The organism is Streptomyces sp. NPDC058257, from assembly GCF_042881845.1.
Taxonomy (GTDB): Bacteria; Actinomycetota; Actinomycetes; order Streptomycetales; family Streptomycetaceae; genus Streptomyces.
Genome location: NZ_JBHVXJ010000007.1, coordinates 287,615 through 304,536 on the forward strand (window position 1 = coordinate 287,615; position 16,922 = coordinate 304,536).

The 16,922-nt window shown below is 69.9% G+C and carries 16 protein-coding genes and 1 pseudogene; 11 read left to right on the plus strand and 6 right to left on the minus strand.

Annotated features, from left to right (window positions below; translation table 11 throughout):
* On the plus strand, window positions 1-670 hold a 670-nt coding region (locus ACFVXC_RS19950; RefSeq protein ID WP_389906790.1), incomplete at its 5' end, for an SDR family NAD(P)-dependent oxidoreductase.
* A gap of 100 nt (window positions 671-770) precedes the next feature.
* On the opposite strand, the gene ACFVXC_RS19955 is transcribed toward ACFVXC_RS19950, so the two are convergent.
* Together ACFVXC_RS19955 and ACFVXC_RS19960 are read right to left on the minus strand one after the other, a co-directional pair.
* A complete protein-coding gene (locus ACFVXC_RS19955; protein ID WP_389906792.1) occupies window positions 771-1,310 on the minus strand; it encodes a GNAT family N-acetyltransferase in 540 nt (179 codons plus the stop codon).
* Between the two features lie 53 nt (window positions 1,311-1,363).
* Window positions 1,364-1,549 carry a hypothetical protein gene (locus ACFVXC_RS19960; protein ID WP_389906794.1) on the minus strand — a complete coding sequence of 62 codons (186 nt, stop codon included), beginning with the start codon at window positions 1,547-1,549 and terminating at the stop codon, window positions 1,364-1,366.
* A gap of 444 nt (window positions 1,550-1,993) precedes the next feature.
* On the opposite strand from ACFVXC_RS19960, the gene ACFVXC_RS19965 reads away from it, so the two are divergent.
* Window positions 1,994-2,206 carry a hypothetical protein gene (locus ACFVXC_RS19965; RefSeq protein WP_389906796.1) on the plus strand — a complete coding sequence of 71 codons (213 nt, stop codon included), beginning with the start codon at window positions 1,994-1,996 and terminating at the stop codon, window positions 2,204-2,206.
* A 44-nt stretch (window positions 2,207-2,250) separates the two neighbouring features.
* Here the strand turns inward: ACFVXC_RS19965 and ACFVXC_RS19970 are convergent, their stop codons facing one another.
* Window positions 2,251-3,318, minus strand: coding sequence for a YncE family protein (locus ACFVXC_RS19970; RefSeq protein WP_389906798.1), 1,068 nt, complete (start codon window positions 3,316-3,318; stop codon window positions 2,251-2,253).
* Window positions 3,319-3,528: 210 nt separating this feature from the next.
* On the opposite strand from ACFVXC_RS19970, the gene ACFVXC_RS19975 reads away from it, so the two are divergent.
* Window positions 3,529-5,013 carry an alpha/beta hydrolase gene (locus tag ACFVXC_RS19975; RefSeq protein WP_389906800.1) on the plus strand — a complete coding sequence of 495 codons (1,485 nt, stop codon included), beginning with the start codon at window positions 3,529-3,531 and terminating at the stop codon, window positions 5,011-5,013.
* A gap of 19 nt (window positions 5,014-5,032) precedes the next feature.
* On the opposite strand, the gene ACFVXC_RS19980 is transcribed toward ACFVXC_RS19975, so the two are convergent.
* Window positions 5,033-5,983: an aminoglycoside phosphotransferase family protein gene (locus tag ACFVXC_RS19980; protein WP_389906802.1), complete on the minus strand. Its 951-nt coding sequence runs from the start codon at window positions 5,981-5,983 to the stop codon at window positions 5,033-5,035.
* 64 nt (window positions 5,984-6,047) lie between these two features.
* On the opposite strand from ACFVXC_RS19980, the gene ACFVXC_RS19985 reads away from it, so the two are divergent.
* A complete protein-coding gene (locus ACFVXC_RS19985; RefSeq protein WP_389906804.1) occupies window positions 6,048-6,203 on the plus strand; it encodes a hypothetical protein in 156 nt (51 codons plus the stop codon).
* 32 nt (window positions 6,204-6,235) lie between these two features.
* Complete coding sequence (locus tag ACFVXC_RS19990) at window positions 6,236-6,445, plus strand: hypothetical protein (RefSeq protein ID WP_389906806.1); 210 nt, start codon at window positions 6,236-6,238, stop codon at window positions 6,443-6,445.
* A 6-nt stretch (window positions 6,446-6,451) separates the two neighbouring features.
* Here ACFVXC_RS19990 and ACFVXC_RS19995 read toward each other — a convergent pair whose 3' ends face one another.
* Entirely contained in the window at window positions 6,452-7,396 is a 945-nt protein-coding gene (locus ACFVXC_RS19995) for an aldo/keto reductase family oxidoreductase (protein WP_389906808.1), read from the minus strand.
* Window positions 7,397-7,697: 301 nt separating this feature from the next.
* The gene (locus ACFVXC_RS20000; protein ID WP_389906810.1) at window positions 7,698-8,732 is read right to left on the minus strand and encodes a LacI family DNA-binding transcriptional regulator; all 1,035 of its coding nucleotides are present in this window, start codon (window positions 8,730-8,732) and stop codon (window positions 7,698-7,700) included.
* Window positions 8,733-9,070: 338 nt separating this feature from the next.
* Here ACFVXC_RS20000 and ACFVXC_RS20005 point away from each other — a divergent pair, with 338 nt between their 5' ends.
* From ACFVXC_RS20005 to ACFVXC_RS20030, 6 genes and pseudogenes are all read left to right on the plus strand, one after another.
* The gene (locus ACFVXC_RS20005) at window positions 9,071-10,342 is read left to right on the plus strand and encodes an extracellular solute-binding protein (RefSeq protein ID WP_389906812.1); all 1,272 of its coding nucleotides are present in this window, start codon (window positions 9,071-9,073) and stop codon (window positions 10,340-10,342) included.
* Entirely contained in the window at window positions 10,343-11,353 is a 1,011-nt protein-coding gene (locus ACFVXC_RS20010) for a carbohydrate ABC transporter permease (RefSeq protein WP_389906813.1), read from the plus strand.
* 53 nt (window positions 11,354-11,406) lie between these two features.
* Window positions 11,407-12,255 carry a sugar ABC transporter permease gene (locus tag ACFVXC_RS20015; RefSeq protein ID WP_389906941.1) on the plus strand — a complete coding sequence of 283 codons (849 nt, stop codon included), beginning with the start codon at window positions 11,407-11,409 and terminating at the stop codon, window positions 12,253-12,255.
* 46 nt (window positions 12,256-12,301) lie between these two features.
* On the plus strand, window positions 12,302-13,951 hold the full coding sequence (locus ACFVXC_RS20020; protein WP_389906815.1) for a glycoside hydrolase family 13 protein: 1,650 nt from the start codon (window positions 12,302-12,304) through the stop codon (window positions 13,949-13,951).
* Complete coding sequence (locus tag ACFVXC_RS20025; protein ID WP_389906817.1) at window positions 13,939-15,006, plus strand: LacI family DNA-binding transcriptional regulator; 1,068 nt, start codon at window positions 13,939-13,941, stop codon at window positions 15,004-15,006. The genes ACFVXC_RS20020 and ACFVXC_RS20025 overlap by 13 nt, the downstream gene beginning before the upstream one ends.
* A 396-nt stretch (window positions 15,007-15,402) precedes the next feature.
* Window positions 15,403-16,800: pseudogene (locus ACFVXC_RS20030) on the plus strand (alpha-amylase family protein); the annotation flags it as partial.
* Window positions 16,801-16,922 lie beyond the last annotated feature (122 nt).

The following is a 16,922-nucleotide window of genomic DNA, read 5'->3' on the forward strand; positions in this document are numbered from 1 at the left end:
CCCGGGCCCGCGCCCCCCGCCCGCCCCGGGGGGCCTCCCGGCGCCGCCCGCGGGGCCCGCCGTTCCGCAAATGCACCCCCTGGCCCCCATCGACGGGCTCGTACTCAACGCCGGGGTCGGGCGCGGCGGAGCCGTCGGTGACCTCTCCGACGAGGACTGGGACACCGTCCTTCGAACCAACCTCACTGGTCCCTTCCAGCTGATGCGGGCCGCGCTTCCCCACCTCCTGGAGGCGCGCGGCTCGGTGGTCGCGGTCGCCTCGGTCGCCGCACTGCGCAACGGCGTGGCCAACGCCGCGTACGCCACGTCCAAAGCGGCGCTTCTCCAGCTGTGCCGCTCCCTCGCCGTCGACTACGGCAAGTCCGGCCTTCGCGCCAACACCGTGTGCCCCAGCTGGGTGCGGACCGAGAGCGCCGACCGGCGGATGGCCCGGTTCGCCGATGAGGCCCGGCTGGGGGACGGCGGCGCCGACGCGGCGTACGAGGAAGCGACGCGGCTCGTCCCGGCGGGGCGGCCGGGAGAACCGGAGGAGGTCGCCGAGGCGATCACCTGGCTGCTCTCGCCCGCCGCCTCCTTCGTCAACGGCGCGGTGCTCACCGTGGACGGCGGCGTGACGGCGGTGGACCCAGGAACCTCCGCGTTCGACTTCAGCATCGCACCGCGCGCCTGAGAGTCAGGGGCAAGGTCGGGGAGCCTGGACGAGGTGGAGCGGGCCCGGGCGGATTTCGACGGTGACGGCGGGAGCTGACTTCGACGATCAGGGCCTGAGCTCAGTCCGCTGGGCGATCGATCCGGTAGAGGTAATGGGCGCGGTCGTCGAGGGGGCTGTCCGGTTCGAGCGACACTTCGGCCACCCGTCGCAGCCCCGCCTTCTCCAGGACGCGCCAGGACGCGGGATTGCCCACGTGTACGGGGACGAGCACGGCTGTGGCCCGGGGATGGTCGGCCCACGTGGCTCGGACGATCGCCTGGATCATGCGGGTGCCGAGCCCCCGGCCGACCCGCCGGGGATCACCGATCAGGTAGTCGATGGTCATGGCGCCCCGGGGGATCTCCACCTGGCCCGCCAACTCATCTCCGTCCTCGGGGTAGTCGGCGAAGCGAGAGCGCTGGACCAGGCCGAACGGTTCGCCGTCGAGCAGCACGAGCAGGTCCTCCGACGGCTCCTCCCCGCGGGCCGCCGGGCCGAAGTCGCGTGCCACCGCGGCGGGTGAGGTCTCGTGGTTCCACCAGCGCGCGACGTGCGGCTGCTCCAGCCATCGCCGCAACAGGGGGAAGTCCGGTTCGTCGAGTCGACGCCAGCTGATCATGGGGCACCTCGGGGGAGCGGGACGTACTGTCCAGACTGCCTCACTCAACCCCCTTACGTCGCCTCGGACTCGCCGAGCACCGCGGCGAAGTCCGTGGCGAGCCGAGCCGTGTCCGTCACCTCCAGCGTGGCTGTGGTGATCCGCACGGCGGCGGGCGTGGCGATACGGAAGCGCGGCCCCGCGGCCACCCACCACCCGTGCGAGCGCGACCCGTTGACCACCGCGGACTCGTCCCGCACCGGGGCCCACACGTTTATACCGCTCGCGCCGCGCGCCGCGATCCCACGCCGAGGGATCGGCCATCGTGAACTCGACCGTCTCCCGCAGTACGTGGCTGACCCACCCCGAAGTGAGCAGCATTCGCCCCTCGTGCCGGGCCAGCGTCGTGGCGTCGCATGCCAGTGCTGCCCAGCGCAGGTCGCTGCCCAGGTGCTTGGACACGGTGCGCACCTGGGCCCAGCGTTCGAGCCCGCCGGCCGCCATCGAGTACGAGGGTGCCCCCGAGATCTGCGCGTTGTGATCGCCCTCGATGACAAGCACCTCCGGGAAGCCGCCGAGGGCGTCGAGCAGGGCGTCCCGCCTCGCTTGCGAGAAGCAGCCGCCCATCGGGTTCTGCCCGCGCGGGCCGCACACCACGGCCCTGACCCCGGCCCGCAACGCGCCGTGTCTCCGCCTACCTCGGCGTGCACGGCCTGTCCTCGTCCGCGCAGCGCAGCGGGGGGCCGCTCCTGGTCACCGCCGTGATCGCCGCGGGTCCCCTCGCCTGGCCGCTGCTCGGCGCGGGCGTGATCGTGACGGTAGCGGCGCAGCGTCGTCTCGTACGCGAGCGGCTGCGGCCTGCGAAGACGTACCGCCCGCCACGGTTGCGTGGTGGGCGGTACGCGGGGAGGTACTGAGCGTTTGTGGCCTCAGCGGCCGATGCGTCAGCGGCCGCGCTGCCTCAGCGACCGATGCGGATGCGGTGCGCCTGGTCCTGGCCCTCGGGTCCGGCGGCGGACTTGTCGACCACGAACGCCGTACCGCCCGTCACCTGGACGTGGTTGGGGTTGGCGCCGGTGGTCAGCGTCTCGACGACGGCGCCCTTGGCGGGGTCGACGACCGAGACGGTGCCGGGGGTCCGGTTGGCGACCAGGACGCTGCCCGAACGCCGGTCGGTGGCGACGGACAGGGCGCCCGCGCCGGTCGGCACGGACTTGGTGACGGCGCCCTTTTTGAGGTCGACGACCGAGAGGCCGCCCGCGGCCTGGTCGGCGGTGTAGGCGGTGCGGCCGTCCTTGGAGAGCGCGATGGAGATCGGGCCGTCGCCGGTCGGGATGAGGCGGGGGCTCGCGCTCTTCGGGGTGATCTCGATGATCTGGTCGCCATTGAGGTCGGCGGCGTAGGCGGCGCCGGTCCGCGCGTTCACGGCGAGGCCGGTCGGGCTCGATCCCTCGACCGTGACGCGCTTCTTCTCCTTGAAGGTGCGGGTGTCGAAGGCGACGACGGTGCCGTCGCCGAAGCCGCTCGCCCACGCCGTGTTGTGCTTGGCGTCCACGACGATCTCGCGGGCGTGGTTCACGCCGGGCAGCGAGACGAGGTGCTTGCCGGTGCGCTGGTCGTAGACGGCGACGGAGTTGTCGCGGGTGTTCGTCGTCCAGACGGTGTTGTGCTCGTCGTCGACGGCGATTCCATAGACGGCCTCGACGGCGCCGGTCTCGGCGTTGGTGACCGGAGGCGTGTAGTCGGCCTTCACCTTCAGCGTGCGCGGGTCGACCTTCAGCAGGCTGGAGGCGGTGACGGGCGGCCGGCCCACCGCGGAGGTGGCCCACAGCACGTCGTTCCGCTCGGAGTACGCGGACTGGTAGAGACCCTTCACGAGCGGCGCCGACTCGACGGTCGAGCCGGACGCTTTGCCGGAGGCCTGTCCGGGCTGCGCGGACGCCGTTCCGGTCAGGGCCAGCGCGCTGCCGGCGGCGAGGGCCACGGCGACTGCGGCGGTACGGCGGATGCGGCAGGTGAGTGAGGTCATGCTGCGTCAATCTCCTTGACTGAGGCGCCTCCAAGAGAGGCGATCACTCGTTAACTTAGCTTAGCCTAACCTAAGTCACGCACCTCGAATCGTGTGGCGCCCGCCACACGTGCCTCCAGGGACCCTAGGGGGAGAGGTGGGGTAAACCCCCATCTCCATATGCCAGTTGGCCGGATGTGACCACCGGGGAGGATCGACGAGGCTCCTCCCATGACGAAGATCAAGCGAAACGCGGCCCTGCTCACCGCCTCCGCGGCGGTCATGGCCCTCACCGCGCCGCTGACCGCGACGGCATCGACCCCCACCACCCCCGAGGCTCTCGACTGGAAGACATGCGAGGGCAGTGGCCTCGATCCCCGCCAGGAGTGCGCGACCGTCGAAGTCCCGATGGACTACGCCCGTCCCAGTGGCAAGCGGATCGGTATCGCCGTCTCCCGCATCCCCAGCGAGAAGCCCGAGGCGCGCCGCGGCGCCCTGCTCCTCATCCCCGGTGGGCCCGGCGGCTCCGGCATCAACAACCCCTCGGGCAAGGGGCAGAAGCTGCCGCAGGCGGTCCGGGACAACTACGACCTGATCGGCCTCGACCCCCGGGGACTGGGCCGCTCATCGCCGGTCAGCTGTGGCTTCGAACATGCCGACCTCGGCACATCGAGCCTCCGCCCCTGGCCCGCGCCCGACGGTTCCATCACCGGGAACATGGCCACGGCGCAGCGGATGTCGGACGCCTGCGCACGCAACGGCGGCGACCTCATCCGCCACATCACCACCGCCAACCAGGCCCGCGACCTCGACCGCATCCGGGAGGCGCTCGGCGAGCGGAAGGTCTCCGCGTGGGGCGTCTCGTACGGAACGTACGTCGGCGCCGTCTACAGCCAGCTCTTCCCGCACCGCACCGACCGCGTCGTCCTCGACAGCAATGACGACCCCGACCACACGCGGGTCTCCCGCAACTGGGTCGCCGCGCACGAGGAGGGAGTCGAGGACACGTTCCCGGAGTTCGCCAAGTGGGCCTCGGCGCCAGGGAATCCGGACCGCCTGGCCAATACGGCGGCCGAGGTGCGCCCCCTGTTCCTGAAGCTGGCCGCCGCACTCGACCGCGAGCCGATTCCGTGGCCCGGCGCCAACCCGGGGCGGCTCGACGGCAACGTACTGCGCCAGACCCTCCTGAACACGCTCTACGACCCCGACGGCTTCCCCGGCCTTGCGAAGCTGATCCTGGCCGCCCGGCAGGGCAAGGTCCCCTCCGCACCCCCGGCCCCGCCGGAGGCGGTGCTCGAAAACTCCGTCGCGGTGGGTACCGCCGTGCTCTGCAATGACATCGAGTGGCCCAAGGCGCCGGAGGAGTACGAGAAGACGGTCGCCGAGAGCCGGTCCAAGTACCCCCTGACCGCGGGGATGCCGAGGAACGCGATGCCGTGCGCCGCCTGGCCGTTCAAGCCGAAGGAGGCGCCGGTACGGATTACCGGCAGCGGCCCGTCCGACATCCTCCTCATCCAGAACGAGCGCGACCCGGCAACCCCGCTCAGCGGCGCCCTGAAACTCCGCACGGCGCTGGGCGAGCGCGCCACCATGGTCACGGTCGACTCCACGGGCCACGACGCCTACCTCGCCAACGGCAACGCGTGCGGCGACCGAACCGTCTCCCGCTACCTGGCGACGGGGGAGCGGCCGAAGCACGACGCCTACTGCGGATGACGACCGGTCCCAGGGCGTGTCAGGCAAGCAGCTCCGCGGTGTCGAGGAACGGCCGACCGAGCTCCTCCGCGCCGAAGTCGAGCACGTAGAGGCCGGTGGACACGCGCTCTAGGAAGCCCCACTCCCAGACCGCCCGCTCGTCCACACCGGTCCGGTCCGCGAGCAGCGCACAGTACGAGCGGACCAGACCGCCAGCCTCGGCCCCGCCTCTGCCCCTCAACTCCCCGCACCAGTCCCGGAGTACGACCCCGAGGTCGTACGCGGGATCGGCGAGGAACCCGTCGGGATCCACGAAGACGAACCCCGCATCGGCGCCGGCCCGAGGCGCGGTGACCCGCAGCGCGTTGGCGGGATGTGGGTCACCGTGCACGACCACGCAACGGTCGGGATCGAACGCGGCGGCGCGACGTCCGGCGAACGTCAGCGCCTGGCTCACGACCCGCTCCGAGCAGGGCCGCCCGAGTCCCTCCCACAGTCGCCCGACCAACTCACCCAGGGCATGGGCCTTCTCCTGGGCCGGGTCGACGGTCAGTCCCGCGGCGCGAGGCACCCGCCAGGCGCGTCGCAGCATGGTGCACAGCGTCTCGATCTGCTGCACAGGGGCGAGGCCGAGCTGGTCCATCGAGGGCCCGAGGGTTTCCTGGAGCATGGCGTGACGTTCGAGATCGTACGCGAGCAGTCGCACGTACCCCTGCCCCTTCGCGAGGCGCAGCGTCCGCACCTGGGCCGCGAAGTCCGGTGAGGGGAGGGAGAGTTTGAGCACCGCTTCCCCTCCGTCACGAGTCCGCGCCCGCGCCACGTAGGAGGAGGTTCCACCCGGCAGCGGCCGACCGACGTCCACATCGATGGACCACCGGCGCTCCACATCGCCGATGACTGAGGCCAGTTCGGTGAGCCACCGCTCACCGACGGCTCCGAGGCTCCTGGCTTTCTGGCGTACGAGGGGCGGGACCTCGACGGGTCTGGTCACGGCGTCGATTATCCCCGCCTGGAGAACCTTCCCGCTGGGCCCGCTCCACACATCGGCGCTGATCGTGGAAGGGGACGGCGAGTCGTCCATCCCCGCCGAAGCCGTCTACGTCCAGGTCCTCGACGACGAGATCGAGCTGCCGTCCGACATGGCGAACTGCTCGCCTGCGTTCTCGACATCGACAAGCGCCACTGGAGCGCCCGCTTCTACGCCAGGCTGAAGGACCTGACCGGCGAGGGACTGCAGGCGCGTATGAGCAGGGGAGTCGCGGACAGGTGGGAGCACCAGACCATCGGCTATGTGCCGTTCCGACCCGCGACCGTGATCAAGTACGTACTGCGTGCCGACCGCGTCCACCGATGGGCCCCGCTCGCCCCGGCGCTCTTCCACCTCGCCCTGGTGCATGCCTTCAGCCGAACGCCGGTCGAGAGGATGGGGGCGCAGATCGTCCGGCGGCTCTAGGAGCGGCTAGGGCAGCGGGCCGCCGCGTGCGGTGACCCACAGGTCGTACCACTCCTCGTGGGTGAGGTCGGGTTCGCGGCGCACGGCATCCCGGCAGGCGCGGATCCGCTCGGGGCGGCTGGTGCCGACGACCGGTGCGATCCGTGCCGGGTGCCGCTGGAGCCACCACAGCAGGATCGTTTCCGGTGTTGTCCCCTTGCGTGCGGCGAGGTCGGCGACGAGGCGTGCGGTCGGTGAATCGCCGCCGTCGGTGAAGCGGCCCCGGGCGAGTGCTCCCCAGGCCTGGAGCTGGATCCCGTTGGCGACGCAGTATTCGAGCGTCCCGTGCGGGAAGCCGTTGCCCGCCGCGGCCGGGGTGTTCACGAGTACGCCCGCCTCGACCCAGTCGCGCCTCTCCAGGCTCATCTCCAGCTGGTTCGCGACCAGTGGTACGTCGAGACGCGCCCGCAGGTGCTCGATCTGCGCCGCGCTCATGTTCGACACACCGAAGCGTCTCACCAGGCCCTGCCCGTGCAGCGAGACCAGGGCCTTCGCCATCTCCTCCGGACCCGTCAGCGGATCAGGCCGGTGCAGGAGCAGTACGTCGATCACGTCGGTGCGGAGCCGGGTGAGGCTCTCCTCGACGCGCCGGACGATGCTCGGAGCCCGCAGGTCGTACAGACCGGGCCTCTCGCCGTCCGCGAGACGGATGCCGCACTTGGTCTGCAGAACGATGCGCTCGCGCAGTCCGGACGCCCTGGCGAGGACCTCCCCGAAGACCGCCTCGGACTTGCCGTGCCGATAGATGTCGGCCTGGTCGAACACCGTGATGCCGACGTCGAGCGCCGCCTGCACCGCGGCCTCGGCCCCGGCGATGTCCTCGGCGGTGTACGGCGTGGTGTCCCAGGTGCCGCCGAGTCCCATGCACCCGTACAGCACACGGCTGGTGCGTACGTCGGTCTGTGATGCCATGTCTCCTCCTCCGCTTCCGTGAGTGGCGAACCCTGCCATCGTCCCTCAGAGCTGTGACTGGGCTGCCAGGGTGCGGAGTTGGTCCCTGCCGATGACGTCGGTCAGCGTGGCCGGGACAGTGCATGCGCACGCGCCTGCCTCGCGCCGTAGCGGGCGGCGTGACGGGCGGCGCGTGCGACAGTTCGCCATCGTCGAGCAGGTGGGCTCCCTCCGCTCCGGCCGTCGCGACGGCCACTTGGACCCGGCCCTGCGCGGCGCTCCGCCGCATGGTCCTCTCCGGACGGGGGGCGACTGTTCCGGCCTAGGCGGATTCCTGTTCGGGCCTGCCGGAGGCGGTCGAGTCACGGACCACCAGTTCCGGCATGAAGACGAACTCGCTGTGCGGAGCCGGGGTTTTGCCGATCTCCTCCAGGAGGGTGCGGACCGAGGCCTGGCCCATCGCCTGGACCGGCTGGCGGATGGTGGTCAGCGGGGGATCGGTGAACGCGATGAGCGGGGAGTCGTCGTAGCCGACCACCGAGATGTCCCGCGGCACCTCCAAGCCCCGTTCCCTGGCGGCCCGGACGGCGCCGAGCGCCATCATGTCGCTGGCGCACACGATCGCCGTGCAGCCCCGGCCGATCAGCGTGCCCGCCGCGGCCTGACCGCCCTCCAGGGTGTAGAGGGAGTGCTCGATGAGCTGCTCGGAGTCCGCGGGCGACATCCCGAGGCGTTCGCGCATGCCGGTCTGGAAGCCCTCGATCTTGCGCAGCACGGGTACGAAGCGCTTGGGACCCACCGCGAGGCCGATGCGGGTGTGGCCGAGCGAGGCGAGGTGGGTGACGGCGAGGCGGGCCGCGGCCCGGTCGTCCGTGGAGACGAAGGGGGCCTGCACCTTGGGGGAGAAGCCGTTGACGAGGACGAAGGGAACGCCCTTGCCGCGCAGCACTTCGTACCGCTCCATGTCGGCGGTGGTATCGGCGTGCAGTCCTGAGACGAAGATGATCCCGGAGACGCCGCGGTCCACCAGCATCTCGGTGAGCTCGTCCTCGGTGGAGCCGCCGGGCGTCTGGGTGGCAAGGACCGGCGTGTAGCCCTGGCGGGTCAGGGCCTGCGCGATGACCTGGGCGAGCGCCGGGAAGATCGGGTTGTCCAGCTCGGGTGTGATCAGGCCGACCAGGCCGGCGCTGCTGCGCTGCCGCAGCCGCGTGGGACGTTCGAATCCGAGCATGTCCAGGGCGGCGAGGACGGATTCACGGGTGGTCGCCGCAACACCGGGCTTGCCGTTCAGTACGCGGCTGACGGTGGCTTCGCTCACCCCGGCCTGCGCTGCGATGTCGACGAGCCGTGCGGTCATGCAGGGACTGTATCGGTGATCGGCCGGATTGCACACCGGTCGTGAAAGCTTGCAGAAAGTTCCGGTTCTGCAAGGAGCTTGCAGGGGCGCCGGGCGGCAGTGGGGGAGGGCAATCGCCACTTCAGGGCCCTGTCAAGCGCAGCAAAGGCAACCGTAAGGACACACGGTGGTAACGATCAGCAGGCCTTGCAGTAATTTCCCGCAAGGTCTTTCGGGCGCTTTTCAATCCTGTTACGTTCCGTGGCAACCCGGCGCCGCGTCGAGTGCGGCTTCGTTGGAGGCAGCTCAGTTGAGGGGTCTCGCCTCCCCTTGTTCCGGGATCAGTTGAAGGAGTTCACATGCGGCGTGGCATAGCGGCCACCGCACTGGTCGGGGCCCTGGCATTGACAGCGGCAGCGTGCGGTGGGGATGACGGTGACAGCGGCAGCAAGGGTTCGGGCAAGCTGTCCGGGACCGTCACTTTCTGGGACACCTCGAACGACGCGGAGAAGGGGACCTACGAGAAGCTGGCCAAGGGCTTCGAGAAGCTCCACCCGGACGTCAAGGTCAACTACGTCAGCGTCGCGTTCGGCGAGGCCAACGCCAAGTTCAAGAACGCCGCGGGCGGCAACTCCGGTGCTCCCGACGTGATGCGCACCGAGGTCGCCTGGGTCGCGGACTTCGCCAACCTGGGCTACCTCGCCCCGCTCGAGGGCACCCCCGCCCTCGACAAGGCCGACGACTACCTCCCGCAGGCCGCGGCGAGCACCAAGTTCAAGGGCAAGACCTACGCCGCCCCGCAGACCATCGACACCCTGGCGCTCTTCTACAACAAGAAGATGCTCAAGGAGGCCGGTGTCGAGGCGCCCAAGACCTTCGACGAGGTGAAGACCGCCGCGAAGAAGATCAAGTCGAAGTCCGGCAAGACCGGCCTCTACCTGCGCGGCGACGACCCGTACTACTACCTCCCGTACCTCTACGGCGAGGGCGGCGACCTCCTCGACACCAAGAGCAAGAAGGTCACCGTCGACGACCCCCAGGGCGCCGCGGCCTTCAAGGTGATGAAGGACCTGGTCGACTCCAAGGCGGCCACCACCGACGCGAGCGACGGCTACAACAACCAGCTGAACGCCTTCAAGGACGGCGACGTCGCGATGGCCCTCGACGGCCCCTGGTCCATCGAAGGCGCCCTGCAGGGCAAGGAGTTCAAGGGCGACAAGGCCAACCTCGGCATCGCCCCGGTCCCCGGCGGCAGCGACCGCCAGGCATCCCCGCAGGGCGGCTGGAACCTCGCCGCCTACGCCGGGTCCAAGAACCTCGACGCGAGCTACGAGTTCATCAAGTACATGAGCTCGGCCAAGGTGCAGCAGCAGACCACCGAGAAGCTGAGCCTGCTGCCCACCCGTACCTCGGTGTACGACGTGAAGTCCGTCAAGGACAACCAGATGGTGCAGTTCTTCAAGCCGGCCGTGGACAAGTCCGTGGAGCGGCCGTGGATCCCGCAGGCCAACGCCCTGTTCGAGCCGATCCGGCTGCAGATGGAGAAGGTGCTCAGCGGCAAGACCTCGCCCGACGACGGGGCGAAGGGTGTCGGCGACGCCTACCGCAAGCTCCTGAAGGACTACAAGTAAATGGCTGTTGACAGCAGCCAGTCACTGGCCGAGGCCGCGGGCGCCCACAGCGTCCGCGGTCGCGGCCCGCGGACCGGCAAGACCCCAGGACGGCTGCGCAGGTCGCTGTCCACCCACTGGTACGCCTGGGCCATGGTCGCCCCCGTGGTGGCCGTGATCGGCGTGATCATCGGATACCCGCTGGTGCGGGGCCTCTACCTCTCGACGACCGACGCCAACGAGGCGAACGTCGAGCGCAGCATCGGCATGAACCACATCCCGGCGACCTACAAGTCCGTCGGTCTGGACAACTACACCGCGATCCTCTCCGACAGCGTCTTCTGGGACCGGCTGACCTGGACCGTCGTCTGGACCGTCTCCTGCGTCGCGATCTCCTTCGCCCTCGGCCTCGCCCTGGCGAACATGCTCAACCGCAAGCTGGCGGGGCGTTCCCTCTACCGGATGGCGCTGATCCTTCCCTGGGCGGTGCCCGCCTTCGTCTCCGTCTTCACCTGGCGCCTGCTCTTCAACGAGAAGAACGGCATCCTCAACAAGATCCTCGCCGGTGGCGGCATCGACGCCATCCCGTGGCTCAACGACCCGACCTGGGCCAAGCTCTCGGTGATCACGGTCAACGTCTGGCTCGGCGTCCCGTTCATGCTGGTCGCCATGCTCGGCGGACTCCAGTCCATCCCCGCCGAGCTCTACGAAGCGGCGGAGATGGACGGCGCGAACGCCTGGCAGCGCTTCCGGCACATCACCCTGCCGGGTCTGCGCACCGTCAGCAGCACCGTCATCCTGATCAGCGGCATCTGGACCTTCAACATGTTCCCGGTGATCTTCCTGCTCACCCGGGGCGGTCCGGGAGACGCCACCGAGATCCTGGTGACGTACGCCTACCGGCTGTCGTTCGTCGTGAGCCCGCGCGACTTCGCGAGCTCCGCCTCCTGGGGCGTCGTCATTCTGCTGCTCCTTTCGCTCTTCGCGGTCGTCTACCGCCGCGCGCTCCGCAAGCAGGGAGAAGTGTGGTGACCACCACGACCGACGGGAAGACCCCGTCCCCGGCCGGGCCGAAGTCCCGGGACCTGCCCAAGGCGAAGGTCAGGGAGCGCGGCGAACGCGGGCCACTGGCCTCGGTCGCGCTCCACGCGGGCCTGCTGCTCGCCTCCGCCACCGCCGTGCTTCCGCCACTGTGGCTGCTCATCACCTCGTTCAAGCCGACGAGCGAGGCGTTCTCCACCGACCTGGTCAAGGACTTCACGTTCCGCAATTACGACCACGTCGTCAACGACACCGAGTTCCTGAGCTGGCTCGGCAACTCCCTGGTCGTCGTGGGACTGACCACGGTGATCGGCGTCTTCATCTCCGCGACCACCGGCTACGCCGTCAGCCGCTTCAAGTTCCCCGGCATGCGGTCGCTGATGTGGCTCCTCCTGATCACCCAGATGTTCCCCGTCGCGGTGCTCATCGTGCCGCTCTACAACCTCCTGGCGAGCCTCGGCCTGCTCAACCAGCCCGTCGGTCTGGTCGTCACCTACCTGACGATCGCCGTGCCGTTCTGCGCCTGGATGATGAAGGGCTACTTCGACACCATCCCGGTGGAGATCGACGAAGCCGGGCGAGTGGACGGACTCAATCCGTTCGGCACCTTCTGGCGGCTGATCGTGCCGCTGGCCAAGCCCGGTCTCGCCGTCACCGGCTTCTACAGTTTCATCACCGGCTGGGCCGAAGTCGCCTACGCATCCGCCTTCATGACCGGCGAGGAGAACCTCACCCTGGCGGGCGGCCTGCAGACCTTCGTCAATCAGTACACCAGCGACTGGGGCTCGCTCACCGCAGCGGCCGTGATCGTCGCGGTGCCAGCCGCGGTGATCTTCGGCTTCGTCCAGCGCCACCTCGTCTCCGGCCTCACGGCCGGCGCGACGAAGTCCTGACACGGCACGCACCCCCCTCGCACCCGATCTCGATCTCAGGGAAGACATGACCCAGCATCTCGCTGCCCCTGCAGCCCCCGTCTCCGGCAGCCACACGGACTGGTGGCGCGGCGCGGTGATCTACCAGGTCTATCCGCGCAGCTTCGCCGACGGCAACGGCGACGGAATGGGCGACCTGGACGGCATCCGCGCCCGCCTTCCCTACCTCAGGGACCTGGGCGTCGACGCCGTATGGCTGAGCCCCTTCTACTCCTCGCCGCAGGCCGACGCGGGCTACGACGTGGCCGACTACCGCTCGATCGACCCCATGTTCGGCAGCCTCCTCGACGCCGACGCCCTGCTGCGCGACGCCCGTGAGCTGGGTCTGCGCATCATCGTCGACCTGGTGCCCAACCACTCGTCGGACCGGCACGACTGGTTCCAGCGCGCTCTGCGCGAGGGCCCTGACTCGCCCCTGCGCGAGCGCTACCACTTCCGCCCCGGCAAGGGCGAGAACGGCGAACTGCCGCCCAACGACTGGGAGTCCGTCTTCGGTGGCCCGGCCTGGACGCGGACGCCGGACGGCGAGTGGTACCTGCACCTCTTCGCCCCCGAGCAGCCCGACTTCAACTGGGAACACCCCGCCGTCCACGACGAGTTCCGCTCCATCCTGCGCTTCTGGCTCGACATGGGCGTCGACGGCTTCCGCGTGGACGTCGCCCACGGCCTGGTCAAGGCCGAAGGGCTGCCCGACATCGGCCGCGGCGACCAGCTCAAGCTGCTCGGCAACGACGTCATGCCGTTCTTCGACCAGGACGGCGTGCACGAGATCTACCGCAGCTGGCGCAAGGTCCTCACCGAGTACGCGGGCGAGCGCATCCTCGTCGCCGAGGCGTGGACCCCCACCGTCGAGCGCGCCGCCGCCTACGTACGCCCGGACGAGATGCACCAGGCCTTCAACTTCCAGTACCTGGGCACCCACTGGGACGCCGTGGAGCTGCGCGAGGTCATCGATGTCTCGCTCGCCGCGATGCGGCCCGTCGGCGCCCCTGCCACCTGGGTGCTCTCCAACCACGACGTCACCCGCCACGCGACACGGTTCGCCAACCCGCCCGGTCTCGGCACCCAGCTGCGCACCGCCGGTGACCGCGAGCTCGGCCTGCGGCGCGCCCGTGCCGCCTCGCTCCTCATGCTGGCGCTGCCCGGATCCGCGTACGTCTACCAGGGCGAGGAGCTCGGTCTGCCGGACGTCACCGAGCTGCCCGACGAGGTGCGCCAGGATCCCTCGTTCGTCCGGGCGAGCGGGCAGGACGGGTTCCGCGACGGCTGCCGGGTGCCGATCCCGTGGACCGTCGACGGCTCCAGTCACGGATTCGGCTCGGGCGGCAGCTGGCTGCCGCAGCCGGCGGGCTGGGGCGAGCTGAGCGTCGAGGCGCAGACCGGGGACCCGGCGTCGACCCTGGAGCTGTACCGCAGTGCGCTCGCCGTGCGCCGCGCGCAGCCCGGGCTCGGCGCGGGCGACTCGCTGGAGTGGCTGGAGGCTCCCGAGGGCGTTCTCGCCTTCCGTCGCGAGGACTTCGTGTGCACGGCCAACACCACCGGCGCGGCGGTACGGATTCCGGCCCCCGGTCGGATCCTCCTCGCCAACGCCGAGGTGGAGACGGTGGACGGCAAGGTCGAGCTGCCCGCCGACACCACCGTCTGGTGGGCGGTGTGACCCTTCCCCTGCCGCGGGGCGCCGACCGGTCGGACCGGGGCGCCCCGCGGCTCGCGGACATCGCGGCCCAGTCCGGCGTCAGCGAGGCCACCGCGAGCCGGGTGCTCAACGGCAAACCGGGGGTGGCCGCGGGCACCCGGCGCCGGGTGCTCGCCGCCCTGGACGTGCTCGGCTACGAGCGGCCCACACGGCTCAAGCCGCGCAGCGCCGGTCTGGTCGGCCTGGTCATCCCCGAGCTCAGCAACCCGATCTTCCCCGCCTTCGCGCAGGTCGTCGAGCAGGTCCTGTCCGGGCACGGCTACACGCCGATGCTGTGCACGCAGATGCCGGACGGGGCCAGCGAGGACGAGCTGGTGGAGCAGTTGGAGGAGCGCCGGGTCAGCGGCATCGTCTTCCTTTCCGGACTGCACGCCGACACCACGGCAGACCCCACCCGGTATCTGGAACTGCACGCCCGCGGAGTGCCGTTCGTCCTGATCAACGGCTACAACGAGCACATCCCGGTGTCCTTCGTCTCTCCCGACGACCGCGCTGCCTCGCGGATGGCGGTACGTCACCTCGTCGACCTGGGTCACCGGCGGATCGGTCTGGCCATCGGCCCAACGCGCTACGTCCCCTCGCTGCGCAAGGCGGAGGGGTTCGGGGCGGCGCTGCACGCGCTGCTCGGCCTGGAACAGGCGCAGTCCGAACAGCTCGTGCAGCGCACGCTGTTCACGGTGGAGGGCGGGCACGCGGCGGCGAGCGCCCTGCTCGACCAGGGGTGCACGGCGATGGTCTGCGGCAGCGACATGATGGCGCTCGGCGCCGTCCGGGCGGCGCGTGAGCGCGGCCTCTCGGTGCCCGGCGACGTCTCGGTGGTCGGCTTCGACGACTCGCCCCTGATCGCGTTCACGGACCCGCCGCTCACCACGGTGCGCCAGCCGGTGCAGGCGATGGCGAGCGCCGCCGTGGGCGCGCTCGTCGAGGAGCTGCACGGAAACCCCGTACAGCACACGGAGTTCGTCTTCCAGCCGGAGCTGGTGGTGCGCGGTTCCACGGCGCGGCCTCGGCGCTGAGAGGGAGTTCCCCGGAGCCGCCCTGTTCGGGCAGCGGGGTCATGGTGTGGCTCCGGGGCCTCCCCGTCTCGTGACCCCGGTCCGAACGGGCCGGGCGCGTGGGGCCCGTTGTCCGGGTCCCCCGGCCGCCCGGACCGGAGTTGTGCTTGAACGTAACACCGCCGCAATGTCTTGCGGAAGGTTTTACGGTGCCTGAAGTGCCGAGATTCCGCATCTGACGCGAGAGTGTGCGCGGAGGGTTGACCGGGGTTCCCGGGGGTCGTACGGTCTCGACCGAAAACGGCGTTGAAATGTTTCTGCAACATCCTTCAACGGCCTTACGGGCACGGCGCGTTGCCGGACAAGGTCACACCTGACTCATGCAAAGGTCACACCTCACTCATGCAGGAGGCCCTCATGGCTGGCCGAAAGACCAGAGTCCGCAGACCCGTCGCCGCCGCTCTCGCCCTGGTGGCGGGTGCCGCGGGCGGCATCGTCGCCGGAGCCCCGCAGGCGCAGGCCGCCCCGCCGGGCGCCAAGGACGTCACCGCCGTGCTCTTCGAGTGGAAGTTCGACTCGGTGGCCAAGGCGTGCACGCAGCAGCTCGGCCCCGACGGGTATGGCTATGTACAGGTCTCCCCGCCCCAGGAACGTATCCAGGGCGAGGCGTGGTGGGCCGCCTACCAGCCCGTGAGCTACAAGATCGGCACCCGGCTCGGCGACCGGACCGCGTTCAAGAACATGGTCGACACCTGTCACGCGGCCGGGGTGAAGGTCGTCGCCGACGCGGTGATCAACCACATGACGAACGCCTCCGGAACCGGCTCGGCAGGATCCTCCTTCACCAAGTACGACTACCCGGGCACGTACTCGGGCGCCGACATGGACAACTGCCGTTCGGACATCAGCAACTACCAGGACCGCTGGAACGTCCAGAACTGCGAACTGGGCGGCCTCGCCGACCTCGACACCGGTGAGGAATACGTCCGGGGGAGGGTCGCCGGCTACCTGAACGACCTGCTCTCGCTCGGCGTCGACGGCTTCCGGGTCGACGCGGCCAAGCACATCGCCGTGGACGACCTGAAGAACATCAAGTCGCGGCTGACCAACCCCGGCGTCTACTTCAAGCAGGAGACGATCTACGGGGCGGGCGAGGCGGTCTCCCCGAGCGAGTACACCGCCACCGGCGACGCCCAGGAGTTCCGCTACGGCTGGGACCTGAAGCGCGTCTTCAACAACGAGAAGCTCGCCTACCTGAAGAACTTCGGTGAGGGCTGGGGCTACATGCCCAGCGGTTCGGCCGCCGTCTTCGTCGCCAACCACGACACCGAGCGGCACGGCCAGACCCTCAACTACAAGGACGGCGCGAACTACACCCTCGCCCACGTCTTCATGCTGGCCCTTCCCTACGGCGCACCGGACGTGCACTCCGGCTACGAGTTCAGCAGCACCGACGCCGGATCGCCCAACGGAGGCCAGGTGAAAGCCTGCTACAGCGACGGCTGGAAGTGCCAGCACGCCTGGCCCGAGATCAAGAGCATGGTCAAGTTCCGCAACACCGCGCGCGGCACCGCGATGACCAACTGGTGGGACAACGGCAACAACGCCATCGCCTTCGGCCGCGGGGACAAGGCGTACGTGGCGATCAACCACGAGGGCTCTGCGGTCAGCCGGACTTTCCAGACGTCCCTCGCCGCGGGCAGCTACTGCGACGTCCAGAGCGGCAGGAGCGTCACCGTCAACGGCTCGGGTCAGTTCACGGCGACCGTGGCGCCCAACACCGCACTGGCCCTGCACACCGGGGCCAGGAACTGCTGAGGGCTGATCGCCCCGCATGACCGGCCGCCCGGCCCTCGCTTCCCCGCCGCCGGGCGGCCCTGCTCCCGTACCCCTCCCCGCTTTCACCCCCGTATTCCCCGTCATTCATCCGCAAGGAG

Coding starts and splice junctions, on each gene's coding strand:
- ACFVXC_RS19955 (WP_389906792.1), bottom strand. CDS start 1,310: ATGATCAGCTGGCGTCGACTCGACGAACCGGACTTCCCCCTGTTGCGG.
- ACFVXC_RS19970 (WP_389906798.1), bottom strand. CDS start 3,318: ATGACCTCACTCACCTGCCGCATCCGCCGTACCGCCGCAGTCGCCGTG.
- ACFVXC_RS19975 (WP_389906800.1), top strand. CDS start 3,529: ATGACGAAGATCAAGCGAAACGCGGCCCTGCTCACCGCCTCCGCGGCG.
- ACFVXC_RS19990 (WP_389906806.1), top strand. CDS start 6,236: ATGAGCAGGGGAGTCGCGGACAGGTGGGAGCACCAGACCATCGGCTAT.
- ACFVXC_RS19995 (WP_389906808.1), bottom strand. CDS start 7,396: ATGGCATCACAGACCGACGTACGCACCAGCCGTGTGCTGTACGGGTGC.
- ACFVXC_RS20000 (WP_389906810.1), bottom strand. CDS start 8,732: ATGACCGCACGGCTCGTCGACATCGCAGCGCAGGCCGGGGTGAGCGAA.
- ACFVXC_RS20005 (WP_389906812.1), top strand. CDS start 9,071: ATGCGGCGTGGCATAGCGGCCACCGCACTGGTCGGGGCCCTGGCATTG.
- ACFVXC_RS20010 (WP_389906813.1), top strand. CDS start 10,343: ATGGCTGTTGACAGCAGCCAGTCACTGGCCGAGGCCGCGGGCGCCCAC.
- ACFVXC_RS20020 (WP_389906815.1), top strand. CDS start 12,302: ATGACCCAGCATCTCGCTGCCCCTGCAGCCCCCGTCTCCGGCAGCCAC.